This is a genomic window from Leifsonia xyli (genome assembly GCA_001647635.1).
In the GTDB taxonomy this organism is placed as follows: Bacteria; Actinomycetota; Actinomycetes; order Actinomycetales; family Microbacteriaceae; genus Leifsonia; species Leifsonia xyli_A.
Genome location: CP014761.1, coordinates 1,058,140 through 1,076,734 on the forward strand (window position 1 = coordinate 1,058,140; position 18,595 = coordinate 1,076,734).

Sequence of the window (18,595 nt, forward strand, 5' to 3'; positions counted from 1 at the left end):
GAGTGACTCCCTCCGCCGACCCCGCACGCCCGCGCACCGGTGCGGCGGTCGCAGCACTCAGCCTCGGGACGCTGCTCAACCCGCTCAACTCGTCCATGATCGCGGTCGCGCTGGTGTCGCTCCAGCGCGACTTCCACGTGGATGTGACGACGGTCACCTGGGTCATCACCTCCTTCTACCTGGCGTCGGCCGTCGGCCAGCCGCTGATGGGCCGGCTCGCCGACCGCTTCGGCCCGCGCCGGCTGTTCCTGTTCGGGATGGTCGTGGTCGCACTCGCGTGCGCGCTGACGCCGTTCTCGGGGTCGTTCCTCGCGGTCTGCATCGGCCGGGTCGCCCTGGCGATCGGGACGGCGACCGCGTTCCCGTCGGCGATCGCCATGCTGCGGCCGCTCTCCGCGCGCTCCGGCGTCCAGACCCCGCGGCTGCTGGGCCGCATCCAGATCGCCAACACCTCGGGCGCCGCGATCGGGCCGGTGCTGGGCGGGGCGCTGGTGACCTTCCTCGGCTGGCAGGCGATCTTCTGGATCAACGTGCCGCTCGCCGTGCTCACGTTCTTCGGCCTCTGGCTCTTCGCGCCGAGCGCGGTGGAGCTGAGAGCAGCGCGAAGCGATGCCGCGACCCCAGCGCCGAGGGAGCCTGCGACCGAGGTTGCGACAAAGCGGGAGCCGGTGCCGCTGCGCCGCACCCTCGCCGAGTCGGACATCCCGGGCATCCTGCTGTTCGTCGCGACGCTGACCTCGTTGCTCGTCTTCCTGCTCGACCTCCACCCGACGCCGCTGTGGTGGCTGCTGCCGGTGACCGTGATCGCGGGCGGACTGTTCGCGTGGCGGGAGCTGCGTTGCGCGCATCCGTTCCTCGACCTGCGCCTGCTCGCCGCGAACCGCCGGCTGCTGATGATCTACCTGTCGTTCGCGATCTTCAACGTCGTCTACTACTCGGCGTTCTTCGGGCTGCCGCAGTATCTGCAGACCCACGGAGGCTACAGCGCGGGCGTCGCGGGGCTGCTGATGTTCCCGCTGGCGGCGGTCACCATCGTCGTCACGCCGCTCGCCGCGCGCTCGATCGGCGCGGTGGGGCTGCGTCCCACACTGCTTGCGGGCGCCGGCGCACTGGTCGTCGGCGCCGCGCTGCTGGGCGTCGCCGCCGTGACCACCGCTCCGTGGGTCGTGCTCGTGCTGACCGCCGCACTCGGCGTCCCGTACTGCGTGGTCAGCCTGTCGATGAACCAGGCGCTGTACTCGGCGGCGCGACCGGAGGACAGCGGCGTCGCGGCGGGCATCTTCCAGACCTCCCGCTACGTCGGCGCGATCGTCGCGACGACCGTCCTGGGGCTCCTGTTCAGCGGCGGGACGACCGGCTCCAGCTGGCTGACCGCGGTCGGCGTCGCGACCGGGCTCGCCGTGGTCCACCTCGCCCTGCTGACCTTCGTGCGGCCGCGGCGCGGTCCGGCGGATGCGGAGACCGCAGGGGCCGCGGGCTGACGCATCCCAGCATTCCCAGGGCGCGGCGTCGCTCCTAGACTCCCGGCATGACGCTCGGGCTGGGCGGGGACGAACTGCTGACGCAACTGCTGCTGCTGGTGCTCGCCTTCGTGCTCAGCGCCGTCATCGGGATCGAGCGCGAGATCCGTCTGAAGAGCGCCGGCCTGCGCACGCACATCCTCGTCGGGGTCGGTTCGGCGATGTTCACCCTCGTCTCCGCCTACGGCTTCACCGCGCTCGGCCTGCCGCAGACGGATCCCTCACGCATCGCGGCGCAGGTGGTCAGCGGCATCGGCTTCGTCGGCGCGGGCGTGATCTTCGTCAACCGCGGCAACGTCGTCGGACTCACGACCGCCGCGTCCATCTGGGTCACAGCGGCGGTCGGGATGGCGTGCGCGGCCGGGCTGCCGGTGCTCGCGATCGCCGGGACGCTGCTCCTCCTCGTCGCGGCCAGCGCGCTTCCTGCAGCGGAGCGCTTGCTGCGCCGGACCGCGGGAAGCGTCCTCACGGTGCAGGCGGCCGATGCCGGGGACGTCCTCACCCGCGTCCTCGACGCCTGCGGCGCCTCGAAGGCCCACACGGACGTCGACGACGTACGACGAACACCCGGACGTGAAGGTGGCGCGCTCGAACTCCGGGTGCGCGTGCGCGCCGGCGCAGCGGAGACCCAGCGGCTCGTGGCGCGGCTCGCCGGACTGGACGGCGTCACGACCGTCCGCGTCGACCGCATCGGCGAGTGAGCTCCAGCGGCCTCAGGCGACGAGCGTCGCGCCTCCCGGCGGCACCGGGCGCCGCGCCGACGCGTTCCGGCACAGCGGATTGGTGCACCCGACCGGCACCGTCACCGTCACCCAGGAACCCCGCGACGTCGGCACCAGCCGCCGCTCTGCGGAGATCGGAGCCCCGCACTCCTTGCACACCCGTACGTCCGCGACCATACGATCAACCCCATCCAACCCCGTGGCGCCCGCTTCGCCACCTCCCATGGTCCGCCCGTGCCGCCGCCGAAGCAAGAGCCGCCCCACGGCTCGCTGCAGGATGCACGACCCGCTAGCGTCGGAGCATGCAGCTGGACGTCCCCACCGCCCTCGGACCCGGCAGGCTGACCGTGGCCGCCGCCGCCGATCCGGCCGCCGTGCTGTGGCTGGGCCACGGCGCCGGCGGCGGCATCGACGCGATCGATCTCGTCGCGCTGGCCGCGCGCCTCCCCGACCGCGGGATCACCGTCGTGCGCTACGAACAGCCGTGGCGCGTCGCGGGCAAGCCGGTGGCGGCCCGGCCCGCGTCGCTGGATGCGGCGTGGCTGGAGACGGCGCCGGCTGTCCGCGAGCTCGCCGGCGACCTGCCGCTGATCGTCGGCGGTCGCAGCGCCGGAGCCCGCGTCGCCTGCCGCACCGCCGCCGCGGTGGACGCGGCCGGGGTCGTCTGCCTGGCCTTCCCGCTGCATCCGCCCGGGAGCCCGGAGAAATCGCGGCTCGAGGAGGTGCTGGAGCCGACCGTCCCCGTGCTCGTCCTGCAGGGCGGCCGCGACACGTTCGGGACGGCGGCGGACGTGGTCGCCGCGATCGGCCCGCGCGACGGCATCCGGGTCGTCGAGGTGCCCGGCGCCGATCACGGCATGAAGGTGCTCGCGGGCTCCCCGCTTGGCGCCGCCGGCGTCCGCGACCTTCTCGTGGACACGGTTGCCGGGTTCGTCCTCGGGCTCAGTACTCGCCCTTGACGACGAAGTAGGAGCCGCGGATCGTCCCGGCGAGCTTCGACCGCTGCCGCGCGAACTTGAACGCGGCGAGCTCGTCGGGGACCTCCATCCCGTCGGACAGCTTGAACCCGACCGCGCGCTTGCCGCCGTCCTCGATGGTCCAGAGCAGGTTGATGGACAGCCCGGACTCGTAGAACACGTACGTCCAGTCCACCCCGTCGACCTCGAACCGCGTCGCCTCCAGCGCCGGCGAGGCGATGACGATGTCCCGCTCCTCCTTCAGGACGCGGGCGACCCGCGCGACGGCGTCCGCCTCCTCCTCGGCGGTCCCGACCGTGAACTCGTGGTCGTACTTGTTGCGGAAGTACCGCGCCTCGTTCGCCCGCAGCCCGGCGAGCGCCTCGGCGACCGGAGAGCTCTCCAGGCCGGTGGTGGACACGGTCACGAAGTCGACGACGTACGGCATGGCATCAACCTAGCGCCATCGGGGGCTCGTGCGAGGATCGGGACATGTCGTCGGACCTGCTCATGCGCATCCACTCCCCCGAGTTCCAGGCCATGTCGGAGCGGGTGCGGGAGGTGACGGCGCTGACCTCGCGCCTCAACGTGCTGCCGTTCGACGACGAGGCGGGCAAAGCGGCCCTGTTAGCGCAGGTCCTCGGACGCCCGCTGCCTTCCCGCGTGACGATCTACCCGCCGTTCTTCACCGACCACGGGCTGCGGCTCGAGCTCGCCGAGCGCGTCTTCATCAACCAGAACTGCACGTTCCTCGACTACGCGGGCATCAGCCTGGCGGAGCGGGTGATGGTGGCCCCGCGGGTCACCTTCATCACCGTCGGGCATCCCGTCGACACCGACGACCGCCGGGTGTGGCTGACCGGCGGCCCGATCACCGTCGAGGAGAACGTGTGGATCGGCGCCGGCGCGAGACCATCCTGCCGGGCGTCACGATCGGGCGGGATGCGGTGATCGCGGCGGGCGCTGTCGTCGCGGACGACGTGCCCGCGCGGACCCTGGTGGCGGGCCCGAAGGCGGACGTGCTGCGGTCATGGTGACCGCGACCGCGCTCCGTCAGGACGGCGTCGCCAGCTGGTTCGTGAACGACGAGTCCCGGCCGAGCGCGAAGTCGATCAGCTTCTGGAACCGCTCCGGGTCGATCGCATTGGCCTTCGCCTGCTCCACGGTGTCCGCCGTCTGGAAGTACAGCTCGTTCCAGTGCCGGGCTTGGGTCTCGCCGCCGTCCGCATCCACGTTGGCGTAGAGGATGTTGTTGGTCGTGCGATCCCAGAAGATGCAGATGAAGTGGGGCAGCCCGGGCGGCGGGGTCGCGCAGTAATAGAGCCGGCCGCGTCCCTCCCGCCGGATCGCGCTGGTACGCGCGGAGGTCGCGCTCGCCGTCGCGGCGATCGCCCGCGAGACGGCGTCGTTGACGATGCGGTTCAGGTCGTCGAGTGAGGCCATGTCGAACTCATCTCCTTGCAGGTAGGGCGGCCGGATGTAGCTGAGGATGTACCCGGCCGAGCGGGTGCGGTCGCGCAGGTCGTCGCCCGGGTTGGAGTTGGTGCCGCGCGAGGTGACGACGGATCCGCCCGGCGAGACGGCCACGACGATCTCGGTGTGGTCGGGGTCGCCGTCCCCGTCCCAGTCGAACGCCAGCACGTCGCCGGGTTGCACGCCCGCCGACCCGTCGTGCCAGACGCCGCGGTCGCGTCCCCAATTCTGGATCTGCGACACGTAGGTGTAGAAGGGGTTGCTGAACGAGTTCAGTCCGAACAGGTAGTAGCTGACGCAGGCCGCGCAGTCGTCGTAGCCGCTGTTGCCGCTCGGCCACCAGGGGTTGGGCCAGGTCGTGCCCCACGCCAGGGCCATCGCGTTCAGGACCTCGTCGGGTGACCGGTTGAGGAGTTCAGGCATCGCGGGGCACCTCCTCCCCGTAGCTCGAGCTGATCGCCGGCGGCGCGGCAGGCTTGTCCGCGTTCAGCGGCGGCGGCAGGCCGAGGTCGTCGGGCGGGAGGTCGTCCGGTGGGAAGTCGTCCGGGTCCCCTGTGTCGTCCGTCATGCCGTCCCCCGTTCCTGGTGCATCGTGGGCGCACGCGCATGGTACGACCCCGACGGTGGTCGGCACGAGACCGTATCCGGTCGCCGACTTCCCGCCCGGTGTGCCGCGCGGCCGGGCGTGCTTGGATGAGCGGGTGAGCATGCCGTTCGACAGGCTGAGCGGGGCGTGGCCGGACTCCGACCCCGAGTCGCTGCTGCGCGAGCTCATCGACAGCGTCGCGCGTGCGCTCCCCGCCGACGTCGCATCCACGGCGCTCTCGGTCGAGCTCACGCGGTCTCTGGCCGACCGGCTGGCGCACCGGCCCGGCACGATCACCCGGATCCGGCTCGCCGGCCCGACCGACGCGCTGGCGCTCGGCTGGGAGCCGGGCCCGCGCTGGACCCCGACCGTCGAGCAGCTCTACGGCGAGGTCGTCCTGTCCAGCCGCACCATCACCCTCAGCCGCTGGCTGACCGCGTTCGCCCGGCTGGTCGCCGAGCTGGCGGTGCAGGCCGCCGAGGACTCCGCGGATTCGGAGCGCGCCCTTCAGACGCTGGGCATCCTCCCGCCGGGTTCGGAGATCCACGTCGACGACGCCACTCTGGCGCAGGATCTGCGCACCCTCGCCGCGCGCATCCGGCGCCGGGTCCCGGAGGACGCGGTGGCGTCCGTCGAGCGGATCGGCGAACTGCTCGCCGACACGCTGCCGCGCGTGGCGGGGTCAGGCGAACCGGAGGTGATGCTGCGTGTGGCAGCGACGCTCTACCTCCCCGACACGCTCCGGGCGTACCTCGCCCTGCCGCCCGAATGGGCGACCGAGCACGTGCTGGCCAGCGGCCTCACCCCGGCCCAGACCCTGATCCTGCAGCTGGACGCGCTCGAGTCCGCGGCCCGGACCATGCGGGATGCGGCGATCGAACGGGATGCGGCGGCGCTGCTGGTCAGCGGACGGTTCCTGGCGGACCGGTTCGCGGGGCCGCGGCGCGAGCTGGATCTGGGGTGATGTCGGCCGGGCTGTCGGACCTCAGCAGATCGACAGGGATGCGACCCACGGGCTGAGAGCGTCGGGGCCGCCGATCACGCCCACCTTGGCCGTTCCGGCCGCGGCGAGCGCATCCTCCGTCGCCCGCGGGATGCACCCGGACGGCGCGAGGTACAGCGGCGATCCGGTGCTCGCGGCGAGCGCCGCCCCGGAGAGCGCGTCGGCGAACGCGACGCCGGTGGCGACGTAGGCGGAGGCCGGTCGCGCGTTCGCGTTCTGGCCGACGAGGAACGAGGTCGTGTACCGGTCGTCGCCGCCGAGCCGGGTCACGGTCCCGAGACCGCTCAGCTGCTGCGAGATGCCGTTCGACACCGCGTTGGGGCCGCCCACGACGGTGAACGCCGTCGCACCGAGCGTATGGAGCAGGCCGAGCGTCGCCGGATCGAGGGATGCTGCGGCGCCGTCGACCAGGACGACCGGTGCTCCGGCGCCTCCCGCAGCGGCGGAGGCCGACAGAGCGTCGGCGAACCCGCGTCCGGTGGCGATGTACACCGTCGACACGGGAGACGTGAACGCCGACTGCACCAGCGCGCGGTTGGTCGCGAACCGGTCCGAGCCGGCGACCCGGGTCACCGGGGCGATCACGCCCAGCTGGGCGACCACGGCCGGCGCCACCGCATTGACGCCGCCCACCACGACGATCTTCGCGGGCGCGAGTGCCTTGATCGCATCCGCGGCCCCCGCCGAGAGGGCGCCGGGCGGTGTGAGGATGAGCGGGCCCTTCGCCTTCGCGGCGACCGCCGCGGCGCCGAGCGCGTCGGGGAAGTCGGTGCCCGTGGAGACGTACACGACCGGCGCCCCGGTGGGGTAGGCGGCTGCGGCAGCCGCGAGCGAGGTCTGGTACCGGTCGGAGCCGGCGATGCGGGTCACGGTCGGCGCCCAGCCGACGGAATCGAGGTCGACGATCCCGAAGCCCTGTTCGAGCACGGTCAGATCGGTGCGTCCGCCGCCCATGACGAAGACGGTGTGCCCGTCCGGGGCGATCGCCATCGGGCCGCCGCCGGCACCGGGGACGTGCGCGGTCACCGTACGGGTGGTGTCGTCGATGACGGCCAGCTCGCCGTTCGCCTCGCCGACGAGCACACGGCTGCTCCTCGGAACAAAACCGATGTAGGTCGCCTCGTCGTGCAGCGGGATGGTCGTGATGGTGCTGTCCGACACCTGGATGCGGTTCACAGCGCGCTCCATGCCGACGTAGACCGATGTGCCGTCGGGACTGATCGCGAGCGGAAGGTACGAGTTGTACGCCAGAAGCGTGCCGGGCAACGGGATGGCCGTGAACTTCCCTGTCGCCAGATCGAGCTTCTCAACGGTGCCCTTGGAGACGTTGCTGGGACTGTCGAGTAGGAAGAGCGACGCGCCATCCGGAGTGACCACCGCCTTGCGCGGCTGGTTCTGCATCGGGAGGGTGGAGCTCAGCTTCCCGGCGGCTATATCGACAGTGGCCAGCCATCCGTTCGTCCCCGCGTAGTCGTACTCGGGCACATACAGCTTCGATGAGTCTGGGGCGAAAGCGAGGTCCAGGGCGCCCGTCGTGGTCGTCCCGAGATCGATCGTCGTCGTCACCTTCTGCTGGACGAGATCTACACCGACGAGGGTAGTGATCGCGTCCGAGGTATCGGGAATCGAGGTAGTCGTCAGCGCCCACGCGCTCCGGCCATCGGGGGCGATCCGCACCATCAACGGAGCGCCACGGACGCTGAGCACGTTGACGACGGAGTTGGATTGCGTCGACACGAGGACGATGGCGCCCGCGGTGGCGAGCCCCGTGTTCCATCGCGTCTGCCAGTCCGCGACGGCGAGCATTCGACCGTCCGGGGTGACCGCTACGTCGTTCGGGTACACATCGATCGGCACGGCGGGCATCTCGCGGTGGCCCACCATGTCGACGTGCGAGAGGATGCCGGCCGACGACGTGCTGTACAGCTGCGAGCCGTCCGGCAGCATCGCGAGCGCGCCGCCCCCTCCGCCCGGCACGACGAGCTGCCCGGCCGACGGGCTCGAGAGCGGAGTGGGCGCGGCGACGGCGGGCGCCTCGGCTGCTCCCGCCCACGTCAATCCGGCCGCGAGCACCGCGAGAGTCGCGAAGGACGAGCGACGGAGGACGGACGGGAGTCGCCGACGGGAGCCGGCCGGGTTCGGGCGCACCAGGTCAGCTAAGCATCCCGGGCGAACGGTTCGTATCCCCTCGTTCGGGGGGCCTGGCTCTCTCGCGTCACTCGGCCGCCCACAGCTCCTCGGCTTCAAGGGTCAGGTCGATCGTCTGACGCAGCAGGCCCCCGATCGAGGTCGACCTCAGCAGGGTGTACCTGTCGTACTCGCCCAGCGGTGCGATCGCCGCGAGTTGCCACGCGGCTGCGACGGGATCATCGGACAGCTCGATATCGGAGTCCGACTGCGACTCCGAGACGCGGGCGATCACGCGGCGGACCACCGCTTCGGCCTCGACCCGCAGGGGTTCGAGCGCCTCGGACCACTCCAGGTCCGGCAGCGTGGAGAGCTCGGCTCGGGGATACGGGTCCTCGTCCACCCAGCGGTCGACCGTGAACCGGCGGGTCCCTACGCCGACGATGAGGAGGTCGTCGGCGCGCGCGGTGGCGCCCACCAGACGCGCCATCGTCCCCACCGACGCGCGCTGGTCGCCGCCCCCGGCCTCGGATCCGCGCTCGATCAGGACGACGCCGAACTCCGGTTCGTCCTCGTCGAGCAGTCGCCCGACCATGGTGAGATACCGCGGCTCGAACACGCGCAACGGGATGGGCACGAAGGGGAACAGCACGGACCCGAGCGGGAACATCGGTGAGGCGGCCATACTCCAGTCAAGCATCGCGGACGTAGAGTGAACAGGTGCCCAGGCCACGTCCCGAGATCCCAGGACCGGGACAGGAGTCCGTCTGGGACTACCCGAGGCCGCCGCGTATCGAGCGCGTCCACGCCCACGTCACGATCCGTCTGGGCGGGCAGCTCATCGTCGAGACGCGCGACGTGGTCCGGGTGCTCGAGACCAGCCATCCGCCGGTCTACTACCTCCCGATCGCGGACTTCGCGGCCGGCGCGCTGGTCGACGCCGAGGGTTCGTCGTTCTGCGAGTTCAAGGGCACCGCGCGCTACCTCGACGTGCGCGGCGGAGGCGAGGTGCGGCCCGCGAGCGCGTGGAACTACCCGCACCCCTCACCCGGGTACGAGCTGCTCCGTGACCGCGTCGCCGTCTACGCGCAGCAGATGGACGAGTGCACGGTCGACGGCGAGGTCGTCACGCCCCAGCCGGGCGGCTTCTACGGCGGCTGGGTCACGAGTTGGGTGGTGGGACCGTTCAAGGGGGTGCCGGGGTCGTTCGGGTGGTAACGGTTCCGGGCGGGCGAAACGGAGGAGAACCAGCTCGGGTGGTGCTGCACAAGCGAAGAACGGAGGTGATCGCGCCGCCCAGCGGGCCGAAGCTCCTCCGTTCTGAACGCGGACCTAGACGTTGAAGCGGAACTCGACCACGTCGCCGTCCTGCATGACGTAGTCCTTGCCCTCCATGCGGGCCTTGCCGCGCGAGCGGGCCTCGGCGATGCTGCCGGCGTCCATCAGGTCGTCGAAGGAGATGACTTCGGCCTTGATGAAGCCCTTCTCGAAGTCGGTGTGGATGACGCCCGCCGCCTGCGGGGCCTTCGCGCCCTTGGGGATGGTCCAGGCGCGCGACTCCTTCGGGCCGGCGGTGAGGTAGGTCTGCAGGCCCAGGGTGTCGAAGCCGATGCGGGCGAGCTGGTCGAGGCCGGACTCGTCCTGGCCCGTGGAGGCGAGGAGCTCGGCGGCGTCGGCCGCGTCGAGGTCGATGAGCTCGGACTCCAGCTTGGCGTCGAGGAAGACCGCCTGCGCGGGGGCGACGAGCGCGGCCAGCTCGGCGCGGCGGGACTCGTCGTTCAGGACGTCCTCGTCCACGTTGAAGACGTAGATGAACGGCTTCGCGGTCAGCAGACCCAGCTCGCGCACCGGCTCGAGGTCGATCGAGGAGGTCGAGAGCGGCTTGCCCGAGTTGAGGTACTCGATCGCGGCGCGGGCGGTCTCGAGGACGATCGGCTCGAGCTTGCGGCCCTTGACCTCCTTCTCGTAGCGCTGCTCCGCCTTCTCGAGTGTCTGCAGGTCGGCGAGGATGAGCTCGGTGTTGATGGTCTCCATGTCGCCGGCAGGGTCGGTCTTTCCCGCGACGTGCACCACATCGGCGTCGCTGAAGCCGCGCACGACCTGGGCGATCGCATCGGCCTCGCGGATGTTCGCGAGGAACTTGTTGCCGAGGCCCTCGCCCTCGCTCGCGCCCTTCACGATGCCGGCGATGTCGACGAACGACACGGGCGCGGGGACGATGCGCTCACTGTGGAACAGCTCCGCCAGCTTGTCGAGCCGCGGGTCGGGGAGGTTCACCACGCCGACGTTCGGCTCGATGGTCGCGAACGGGTAGTTCGCCGCCAGAGCGTCGTTCTTGGTCAGCGCGTTGAACAGGGTGGACTTGCCCACATTGGGCAGGCCGACGATTCCGATAGTGAGAGCCACGGTCGTCCATTCTACGGGGCGGGTCCGACCCGGCCTCCCGCGGTCAGTCGAACCGGGTGGCGCGGTAGGAGCGGGTCACGTACGGCAGCTCGAACGTGTCGCGTCCGGCGAGGTCGGGATGCTCGCGCATGAGCCGCCGCAGCGACTCGATGACGGCGGCCTGGGCGTCCGGATCCTTCGTGATGAAGTAGCTGCGTGACCTCGCGAGGTCGAGGAGGCCCTCATGGTCGAGCGCCTGCACCCAGCGGGTCTCGTGCTTCTCCAACGGACCGAAGGGCGGCGCGAGCACCGGATCGGCCTCGTCGTCGAACGCGGCGGATCCCGCATCCATCAACTCCCCCAGCTCGCGCACCCAGCCGAAGCTCTCGTCGCGCTCGTTCCAGACCAGGCCGAGGCGTCCGCCGGGACGCAGCACCCGGGCGACCTCCGGGATGGCGCGCTCCGCATCCATCCAGTGCCAGGCCTGGGCGACGAGGACGACGCCGGCGGAGGCGTCCGGGAGCGGGAGTCGTTCGCCGGTCCCCTCGTGCGCCGCGACGTCCGGGAGGCGCTCGCGCAGCACACGCAGCATCTCCGGCGACGGGTCGACGGCGACGACCTCGCGGCCGCGGTCGATGAGCGCCGCCGTGAGCTTGCCCGTGCCCGCGCCGAGGTCGACGACCGGATCGTCGGTGCCGTCGAGCAACCAGCTCACGGCGTCCGCCGGGTAGGACGGGCGCGCTGCGTCGTAGACGTCGGCCGCCCGGTCGAAGGAGGCCGCGTGGAGGTCGCGCTGCTGACGGGATCGCATGCCGCGATGCTACGCGGGCCGGCTTCCCCGCGCCCCACTTCTCTCGTGAGGTGCAGGTAGATGCGGTGCGGCACGGCGTGTCGAGCGCAACTAGCTGCACTTCGGCGGAGGCGGCGGGAGGGGGTGGATGCGCGCGGCGCGCGGGGCGCCTGCCGTGCGGCGTCGGTGGGGCATGTCAGCATTCGAACGTGACCCTGGACTTCACCGCCATCGACTTCGAGACCGCCAACTCCTCCCCCGCGTCGGCCTGCTCGGTCGGCCTGGTGAAGGTCCGGGACGGCAAGGTGGTCGATCGCGCCGGCTGGTTCATCCGGCCGCCGCTGGGGCACGACCACTTCCAGGAGTGGAACATCCGCATCCACGGCATCTACCCCGAGCAGGTGGCCGACGCGGCGGGCTGGGTGGACCAGCTGGCCGACCTGGTCGAGTTCGCAGAGGACGACCACCTGGTCGCCCACAACGCCGGCTTCGACATGGGCGTGATCCGCGCGGCCTGCGCGGCGACGTTCGTCGCGTGCCCCGAGTACGCGTACCTCTGCAGCCTCCAGGTCGCCCGCCGGACGTACTCGCTCGAGTCGTACCGCCTGCCGGTCGCGGCGATGGCGGCCGGGTTCGAGGGCTTCAACCACCACGACGCGCTCGCGGACGCGGAGGCGTGCGCCGCCATCGTCATCCACGCGGCGAAGCGGCACGAGGCCGCCACGATCGCGGACCTCTCGGAGCTCACCGGGGCGCGCCTCGGCCGCATAGGCGTCCCCGTCGCCGCCTGACCGCTCTCCCCTCCCCGCGCGATCGAGTGGTGACATGATGTCGCCACTCGCCCCGAATTCGCGCATCTGCTCACGACTCGCGGCCCCCGCGCGACCGAGTGTCGGAGGCCGCTGACAGACTGCAGGCATGGACATTCTCGCCCTGCTCCTCGGTCTTCTGATCGGTCTCCTCGTCGGCGCGATGGGCGCGGGCTTCGCCGTCGCGAAGCTCATGCGAGATCGTGCCGCCGCGGGTCAGGGCGGCGCCGTCGTCGACCCCGCCGTGATCGCGGCCCAGCATCAGGCCGAGATCGCCGAGATCCGGGCGGCGGAGGCTGCGGTGCAGTCCGAGATCCGCGCCGCCGAGGCCGCGGTCCAGGCCGAGATCCGTGCGGACCTCGCCGCCGCGCACAGCCGAGTGGATGCCATGCAGGAGCAGCTCCGCGTGGCACAGCAGCAGTACCGCGAGACCGTCGAGCGCCACCGGGCCGAGGCCGAGGCGCGGGCGGAGCGCGAGCGCGCCGAGAGCAAGGTGCTGCAGGCGCTCGCCCCGGTCAAGGAGAGCCTGAGCGACATGCAGCGCAAGGTCATGGAGCTGGAGGCGCAGCGCAGCCAGCAGCACGGTCAGCTCACTCAGCAGCTGCGGTCGGCGGCCGAATCCGAGGAGCGGCTGCGCAGCACCGCCGAGGCGCTGGCGTCGGCGCTGCGGTCCAACAGCACCCGCGGGGTGTGGGGCGAGACGCAGCTGCGCAGCGTGGTCGAGGCCGCGGGCCTGCTGGAGCGGGTCGACTTCGACGTGCAGTCGAGCATCCACTCGGAGTCGGGCGCGGGCCGGCCGGACATGATCGTGCGGCTGCCCGGCGGCAAGAGCATCGCGCTCGACGCGAAGGTGCCGTTCAACGCGTACCTCGAGGCGAGCCAGATCCCGGCGACCGCGACCGGCACGGAGGCCGCGCAGCGGGAGGCGCTGCTCAAGCAGCACGTGAAGGCGGTCCGCGACCACATCACGGCGCTCGGCAGCAAGGCGTACTGGACCGGCCTGGAGTCGTCGCCCGAGCTCGTGATCGCGTTCATCCCGAGCGAGTCGCTGGTGTCGTCGGCGCTCGAAGCCGACCCGTCGATCATGGAGTTCGCGTTCGGCAAGCGGGTCGCGCTCGCGTCGCCCGTGACGCTGTGGTCGGTGCTGAAGACCGTCGCGTTCAGCTGGCAGCAGGATGTGCTGACCCAGGAGGCGAAGCAGCTGTTCGACCTGAGCCGCACCCTCTACAGCCGGCTCGCGACCACGGCCGGCCACATCGAGAAGCTGGGCCGGTCGCTGGAGCGGACCGTCAAGGACTACAACGGGTTCGTCGGCTCGTTCGAGCGTCAGGTGTTCCCCGCCGCGCGCAAGCTCAACGCGCTCGACGAGACGAAGGTCATCGGCGCCCTCGAAGGCATCGAGGAGGCGCCGCGCGAGCTCACCGCCTTCGAGCTGGTCAGCGAACTCGAGCCGCGCGACATGCACGGGATCGACAAGCTCGCCCTCGAGGAGAAGGAGCGGGCGCACGCCGACGACGACGCCCGCGAATCCGGAGTCGCGTAAGCCCGTCGTCTCAGAGCTGGTCGGGCTCCAGCCACTTCTCGGCGAGGTGGTCCGCGATCACGCGGCGGACGGTGCCCGACTTCGAGCGCAGCACGATCGACTCGGTCCGGATGATCGGACCCTTCCGCCGGACGCCCTCGACCAGACCACCATCGGTCACGCCGGTCGCGACGAAGAACGTGTTGTCGCCCTGCACCAGATCGTCGACGGTCAGGATGGTGTCCATCTTCAGCCCCGCGGCGATGCCCCGGGCCCGCTCCTCGTCGTCACCGGGCGCGAGCATCCCCTGCATGAAGCCGCCCAGCGCCTTCACCGCAGCCGCCGTGATCACGCCCTCCGGGCTCCCACCGACGCCGACGCACATGTCGATGCGCGACTCGTACCGGGCCGCGTTGATGCCGCCCGCGACGTCCCCGTCGAGCAGCAGCCGCGTCCCCGCGCCCGCCGCGCGGATCTCCTCGATCAGCCCCTCGTGCCGCGGCCGGTCCAGCACCGCGACCCGGATCTCGTTCACCGGCTTGCCGAGCGCCTTCGCCAGCGCGCGGATGTTGTCCCCGATCGACTGCGACAGGTCCACCACGCCGTGCCCGGCCGGACCGGTCACGATCTTGTTCATCCGGAACACGCTCGACGCGTCCAGCATCGACCCGCGATCAGAGACCGCGATCACCGACAGCGCATTCTGACGTCCGGCGGCCGTCAGCGAGGTGCCGTCGATCGGGTCCACCGCGATGTCCACCGCCGGCCCCCGGCCGTTCCCGACGTGCTCGCCGTTGAACAGCATGGGCGCGTTGTCCTTCTCGCCCTCGCCGATCACGATCACGCCGTCGAAGTTGACCGTCCCCAGGAACTTGCGCATCGCGTCCACCGCCGCACCGTCGGCCGCGTTCTTGTCGCCGCGCCCGATCCACGGCGTCGCCCGGATCGCCGCCGCCTCGGTCGCGCGCACCAACTCCATGGCCAGGTTCCGGTCGGGATGCGTGAAGTGGGGAGCGCTGTCGGTGCTGGTCATGATGGGTCCTCCCGGACGGATTCGTAGAAGTGACGGCGCCGGTACAGGAACGCCGTCGTCGTGGTCCGGGCACGCGCGGCGGTCCGGACGGTGCCAGTGTATCCGCCGCCCCGCGCGCCGTCAGGGGCGAGAGCGCGGTCTGCACGGACGTTCACGGAACGTTCGCGCAGACCGCACCCGGGACGCGACTCAGGCCGCGCCGACGGTCTCCGGTACGAGCCCCACGGCGGACAGCGCCTCGGTGAGGGTGTCCGGTCCGCCGACGTTGCCCGGCACGACCACGTACGTGATCTCGCGGCCGTCGTGGGCGAGCATCCGCCACACGGACACGCCCGGCAACACCTGCCCCGCGACGTACGCCCAGGAGGCGCCGATCCCGGTCCGCGCCACCTCGGCGGAGGTGATGCCGCCCTTGGCGACCACGACGTCCACCCGCGGCAGCAGGTCCCGGACGGCCGTCGTCAGCGCGGTCATCACCTTCTCGCCGTGCGCGAGAGTGTTGTCGGACGCGGCGCGGACCCGTTCGCTGGTGACCACCGCGAGCATCCCGTCGTCCAGCCGCGCGCGGGCGGCAGCAGCGGCCGCATGGCCTGCCGAAGCGGGGTCGGCGAACGCGGCGGCCGTGTCGATGACGGACGGTTCACCCCATCCCTCCCGGACGCCCTCGAGCTGCGCGGTCGCGCCGCCGGTGTGCGAGCCGACCGCGAGCAGCGTCGGACGCGCCGACTGCACGAGTGGACGCGGCAGCAGCCCGGTGCTCTGCACCCCCGCGAGCGCCGCCGCGAGCGGGGCGGCCGAACGCACGACGAGCTGCGCGCCTGCCGCCCGCGCGATCCCGACGGCCTCCGCGATGCGCCGGATGTCGTCATCCGTGACCGCGTCGGGCAGCAGCACGCTCCCCGCGGGCGCAGCGCCGAACGCCGCCGCCAGCTCCGCCGCCGGACCGCGCACCACCGACAGCGGCACCGGTACGGCCTCCCGCGACGACTTCTCGCGCACGTACTCGGTGAGGACGCCGCTCGCGAACGGGAACACCGGGTCGGCCGCGTACTCCGTGTCGTGCGCCGCGACGACCGCGTCGCCGATCCGCACCAGGTGCACCCCGTCGACCGTGGTCCGGCCTCCGTCCGGGAAGGCGGGCACGAAGAGCATGACCGCATCCGGCGACAAGAACACCTCGGTCTCGGCGAACACGTGCCCGCGCAGCGTGGAGTCGCCGCGCAGCACGAACTGAACCTCCTGGCCGAGCCGGCGCGCCGCCTCCTCGGCGTCGCGCTTGACCCGCGAAACGAGCCGCACGGCCGCGTCCTCGTCGATCGCGCGGCTGTTCGTCTGCACGTAGACGCTGTCGTCCTGCCGCAGCGCCTCGGTGAGGAGGTCGGCGTCGCTCACGAGGAGGACGCGGACCCCGGTCGCCGACTGCGTGCCGGTGGGGTCGTCGTCGAGAACGACCGTCTTCATGCGCGGTCCTCGGCGATGACGCGCTCGACCTCGGCGCGCTCCTTCGGTCCCCAGGTCTCGCGGGTGACGAGGACGCCGATCAGGCCGATCACGCCGACGGCGACGTAGATCCAGGCGACACCGCCCCAGCCCATCCCGATGGCCGCGGCCGTCGCGATGAAGGGGATGAAGCCCGACAGCGCGGCCGAGAACTGGTAGCCGAGCGAGGCGCCCGAGGTGCGGGTGTTCGTGCTGAACAGTTCGCTGAAGTAGGCGCCCTGCGTGCCGGCGAGCATGTCGTGGATGATCGCGAGCCCGATCACATACACGAGCACGATGAATGCGGGGATGCCCGTATTGACCAGCAGGAACATCGGGAAGCCGAACGCGATGGTCGCGAGCGAGCCGATGAGGTACACCGTCTTGCGGCCGAACCGGTCGCTCAGCGCGCCGAAGATCACCGTGGTGAAGCATCCCAGCGCCGTCGCGATGATGAGGCCGGTCAGCGCGGTCTCGCGGGTCGCGATCTCGTTCGACGTGATGTACGAGATCAGGTAGGTGACGATGACGTAGAAGCCGCCGGTCTCGGCGAGGCGAAGGGCGATGACGCGGAGGACGGTGCGCCAGTCGTTGCGGAGGACGGTCAGGATCGGGTTCTTCACCAGCGTGCCGGCGGTCTTGGCCTCCTCGAACTCGGGGCTCTCCGACACCTTGAGGCGGATGATCAGGCCGGCGATGATCAGCACGGCGCTGAGCATGAACGGCAGACGCCAGGCCAGCTCGTTGCCGAGGCCGGCCGAGAGCAGGAACGCCACGTTGGCGAGGAAGACGCCGAGCGGCACGCCGACCTGCGGGATGGCGGCGAACTTGCCGCGCTTGCGCCACGGTGCGTGCTCGAACGTCATCAGGATGGCGCCGCCCCACTCGGCGCCGAACGCCAGGCCCTGCACGATGCGGATCGCAGTGAGCAGGAGCGGCGCCAGCAGCCCGACCTGCGCGTAGGTCGGCAGCAGGCCGATGAGGACCGTCGAGATGCCCATCACGAACAGCGCGCCGACGAGCACCGGCTTGCGGCCGTACTTGTCGCCGAGGAAGCCGCCGATGATGCCGCCGAGCGGACGCATCGCGAAGCCGATGCCGAAGGTGAGGAAGCCGAGCAGGACGCCGACCACCGGGTCCTCGCTCGGGAAGAAGTCCGTGCCGAAGTAGAGGGCGGCGGCGGTGCCGTAGGCGAGGAAGTCGTAGTTCTCGACGGTGGTGCCGACGGCGGAGCCGATGGCGACCTTCAGCTTGTCGGGCGAACCGTTGGCCGCCTGCTGCGAACGGGATGCTGTCATGGTCATTGCGGAGTGTCTCCCTTGATACTCGTTTCGAGCCGGGAGACCGTCTCCCGGCTCTAGCCGGTCGGGGCGGTGACCCCGCCGACGTTGCCGATGGCGTAGAAGCTTTCGATGTGTTCGCGAACCAGGCGGACGGCCTGATCCGGGTCGTGCTGTTCGATGGCGGCGAGGATGCCGCGGTGCTCCGCCCGGACGGTCTTGGCCGTCTCCCGCCAGTCGTCGAGGCGTTCGTAGGCCTCGATCATCTGGCGGTTGATGGCGATCCGCAGGGACTGCATCAGGTGGGCGGTGAGGGCGTTCCCGGTGGACTCCGCGATCGTCACGTGGAAGGCGGTGTCCAGCCGGTTGAACTCGCGTGCGTCGATGGAGGGGTCCTCCATGGCGTCGAGGATGCCGGCGAGCGCGGCGTGGTCGTCATCCGTCGCTCGATGGGCCGCCTCCGAACACGACCACGACTCGAGCGCGATGCGCGTGTCGAGCACGTCGGTCTGGCTGAAGTGCCCGAGCGCCAGCTGGAGCTTGAGCAGGTTGACGAACCCGGGTCCGGGCGTCCCGACGAGGACCGCTCCCCCCTCTCCGCCGCGGCGGATGTCCACCACGCCGAGCGCCTCCAGCACCCGCAGGCTCTCCCGCAGCGACGGCCGGCTGACGCCGAGCGAGATCGCGAGGTCCCGTTCGCTCGGCAGGTGGTCGCCCGCCTTCAGCCTGCCGTCGAGGATGCGCTCCTCGATCTGCGCCATGACCTGCTCGTAGGTGCGGACCCGCTGAACGGGCTCCCACGCCGTGCCCTCCGACATCGCTTCTCCCCTCGTTCGGGTCCTGGACCTCCATGAAGGCCCGGGTCGCCCCGGCGCTCGAAGCGCCGCTCCCGGTGAGAAGCAGTCTAGTT

Annotated in this window: 18 protein-coding genes and 1 pseudogene; 8 read left to right on the plus strand and 11 right to left on the minus strand. The window is 71.3% G+C overall.

Annotated elements, in window-relative coordinates; all coding sequences use genetic code 11:
• Positions 1-2 precede the first annotated feature (2 nt).
• Together A0130_05200 and A0130_05205 are read left to right on the plus strand one after the other, a co-directional pair.
• Positions 3-1,481, plus strand: coding sequence for an MFS transporter (locus A0130_05200; GenBank protein ID ANF33302.1), 1,479 nt, complete (start codon positions 3-5; stop codon positions 1,479-1,481).
• A 47-nt stretch (positions 1,482-1,528) separates the two neighbouring features.
• Positions 1,529-2,221, plus strand: a complete 693-nt coding sequence (locus A0130_05205) for a hypothetical protein (protein ID ANF31154.1) — start codon at positions 1,529-1,531, stop codon at positions 2,219-2,221.
• A 12-nt stretch (positions 2,222-2,233) separates the two neighbouring features.
• Here the strand turns inward: A0130_05205 and A0130_05210 are convergent, their stop codons facing one another.
• Positions 2,234-2,419 carry a hypothetical protein gene (locus tag A0130_05210; GenBank protein ID ANF31155.1) on the minus strand — a complete coding sequence of 62 codons (186 nt, stop codon included), beginning with the start codon at positions 2,417-2,419 and terminating at the stop codon, positions 2,234-2,236.
• A 125-nt stretch (positions 2,420-2,544) separates the two neighbouring features.
• Between A0130_05210 and A0130_05215 the strand changes: the two genes are divergently transcribed.
• On the plus strand, positions 2,545-3,201 hold the full coding sequence (locus A0130_05215) for a hydrolase (GenBank protein ANF31156.1): 657 nt from the start codon (positions 2,545-2,547) through the stop codon (positions 3,199-3,201).
• Here A0130_05215 and A0130_05220 read toward each other — a convergent pair.
• On the minus strand, positions 3,185-3,646 hold the full coding sequence (locus A0130_05220) for a phage tail protein (protein ID ANF31157.1): 462 nt from the start codon (positions 3,644-3,646) through the stop codon (positions 3,185-3,187). The two genes, A0130_05215 and A0130_05220, sit on opposite strands and share 17 nt — an antisense overlap.
• 44 nt (positions 3,647-3,690) lie before the next feature.
• Here A0130_05220 and A0130_05225 point away from each other — a divergent pair.
• Positions 3,691-4,235, plus strand: a pseudogene (locus A0130_05225) (transferase).
• A gap of 16 nt (positions 4,236-4,251) precedes the next feature.
• Here A0130_05225 and A0130_05230 read toward each other — a convergent pair.
• Positions 4,252-5,094 (minus strand): hypothetical protein, encoded by an 843-nt coding sequence (locus A0130_05230; GenBank protein ID ANF31158.1) that lies wholly within the window; start codon positions 5,092-5,094, stop codon positions 4,252-4,254.
• 278 nt (positions 5,095-5,372) lie between these two features.
• On the opposite strand from A0130_05230, the gene A0130_05235 reads away from it, so the two are divergent.
• On the plus strand, positions 5,373-6,221 hold the full coding sequence (locus tag A0130_05235) for a hypothetical protein (protein ID ANF31159.1): 849 nt from the start codon (positions 5,373-5,375) through the stop codon (positions 6,219-6,221).
• A 21-nt stretch (positions 6,222-6,242) separates the two neighbouring features.
• On the opposite strand, the gene A0130_05240 is transcribed toward A0130_05235, so the two are convergent.
• Together A0130_05240 and A0130_05245 are read right to left on the minus strand one after the other, a co-directional pair.
• A complete protein-coding gene (locus A0130_05240) occupies positions 6,243-8,408 on the minus strand; it encodes a hypothetical protein (GenBank protein ID ANF31160.1) in 2,166 nt (721 codons plus the stop codon).
• A gap of 67 nt (positions 8,409-8,475) precedes the next feature.
• Positions 8,476-9,072: a peptidase S16 gene (locus A0130_05245; protein ID ANF31161.1), complete on the minus strand. Its 597-nt coding sequence runs from the start codon at positions 9,070-9,072 to the stop codon at positions 8,476-8,478.
• 35 nt (positions 9,073-9,107) lie between these two features.
• Here A0130_05245 and A0130_05250 point away from each other — a divergent pair, with 35 nt between their 5' ends.
• Positions 9,108-9,605 (plus strand): hypothetical protein, encoded by a 498-nt coding sequence (locus tag A0130_05250; protein ID ANF31162.1) that lies wholly within the window; start codon positions 9,108-9,110, stop codon positions 9,603-9,605.
• A gap of 114 nt (positions 9,606-9,719) precedes the next feature.
• Here A0130_05250 and A0130_05255 read toward each other — a convergent pair whose 3' ends face one another.
• Both A0130_05255 and A0130_05260 read right to left on the minus strand, forming a co-directional pair.
• On the minus strand, positions 9,720-10,793 hold the full coding sequence (locus tag A0130_05255) for a GTP-binding protein YchF (protein ID ANF31163.1): 1,074 nt from the start codon (positions 10,791-10,793) through the stop codon (positions 9,720-9,722).
• 43 nt (positions 10,794-10,836) lie between these two features.
• A complete protein-coding gene (locus tag A0130_05260; protein ID ANF31164.1) occupies positions 10,837-11,583 on the minus strand; it encodes an SAM-dependent methyltransferase in 747 nt (248 codons plus the stop codon).
• A gap of 188 nt (positions 11,584-11,771) precedes the next feature.
• Between A0130_05260 and A0130_05265 the strand changes: the two genes are divergently transcribed.
• Both A0130_05265 and A0130_05270 read left to right on the plus strand, forming a co-directional pair.
• Entirely contained in the window at positions 11,772-12,353 is a 582-nt protein-coding gene (locus A0130_05265; GenBank protein ID ANF31165.1) for a DNA polymerase III subunit epsilon, read from the plus strand.
• A gap of 127 nt (positions 12,354-12,480) precedes the next feature.
• Entirely contained in the window at positions 12,481-13,914 is a 1,434-nt protein-coding gene (locus A0130_05270; protein ID ANF31166.1) for a DNA recombinase, read from the plus strand.
• A 10-nt stretch (positions 13,915-13,924) separates the two neighbouring features.
• Here the strand turns inward: A0130_05270 and glpX are convergent, their stop codons facing one another.
• The 4 genes from glpX to A0130_05290 form a co-directional block, all read right to left on the minus strand.
• Complete coding sequence (gene glpX / locus A0130_05275; protein ANF31167.1) at positions 13,925-14,926, minus strand: fructose 1,6-bisphosphatase; 1,002 nt, start codon at positions 14,924-14,926, stop codon at positions 13,925-13,927.
• A 189-nt stretch (positions 14,927-15,115) separates the two neighbouring features.
• Entirely contained in the window at positions 15,116-16,387 is a 1,272-nt protein-coding gene (locus A0130_05280; GenBank protein ANF31168.1) for a hypothetical protein, read from the minus strand.
• Positions 16,384-17,709 (minus strand): MFS transporter, encoded by a 1,326-nt coding sequence (locus A0130_05285; protein ANF31169.1) that lies wholly within the window; start codon positions 17,707-17,709, stop codon positions 16,384-16,386. The genes A0130_05280 and A0130_05285 overlap by 4 nt, the downstream gene beginning before the upstream one ends.
• A 53-nt stretch (positions 17,710-17,762) precedes the next feature.
• Entirely contained in the window at positions 17,763-18,503 is a 741-nt protein-coding gene (locus tag A0130_05290) for a GntR family transcriptional regulator (protein ANF31170.1), read from the minus strand.
• Between the last annotated feature and the right edge of the window lie 92 nt (positions 18,504-18,595).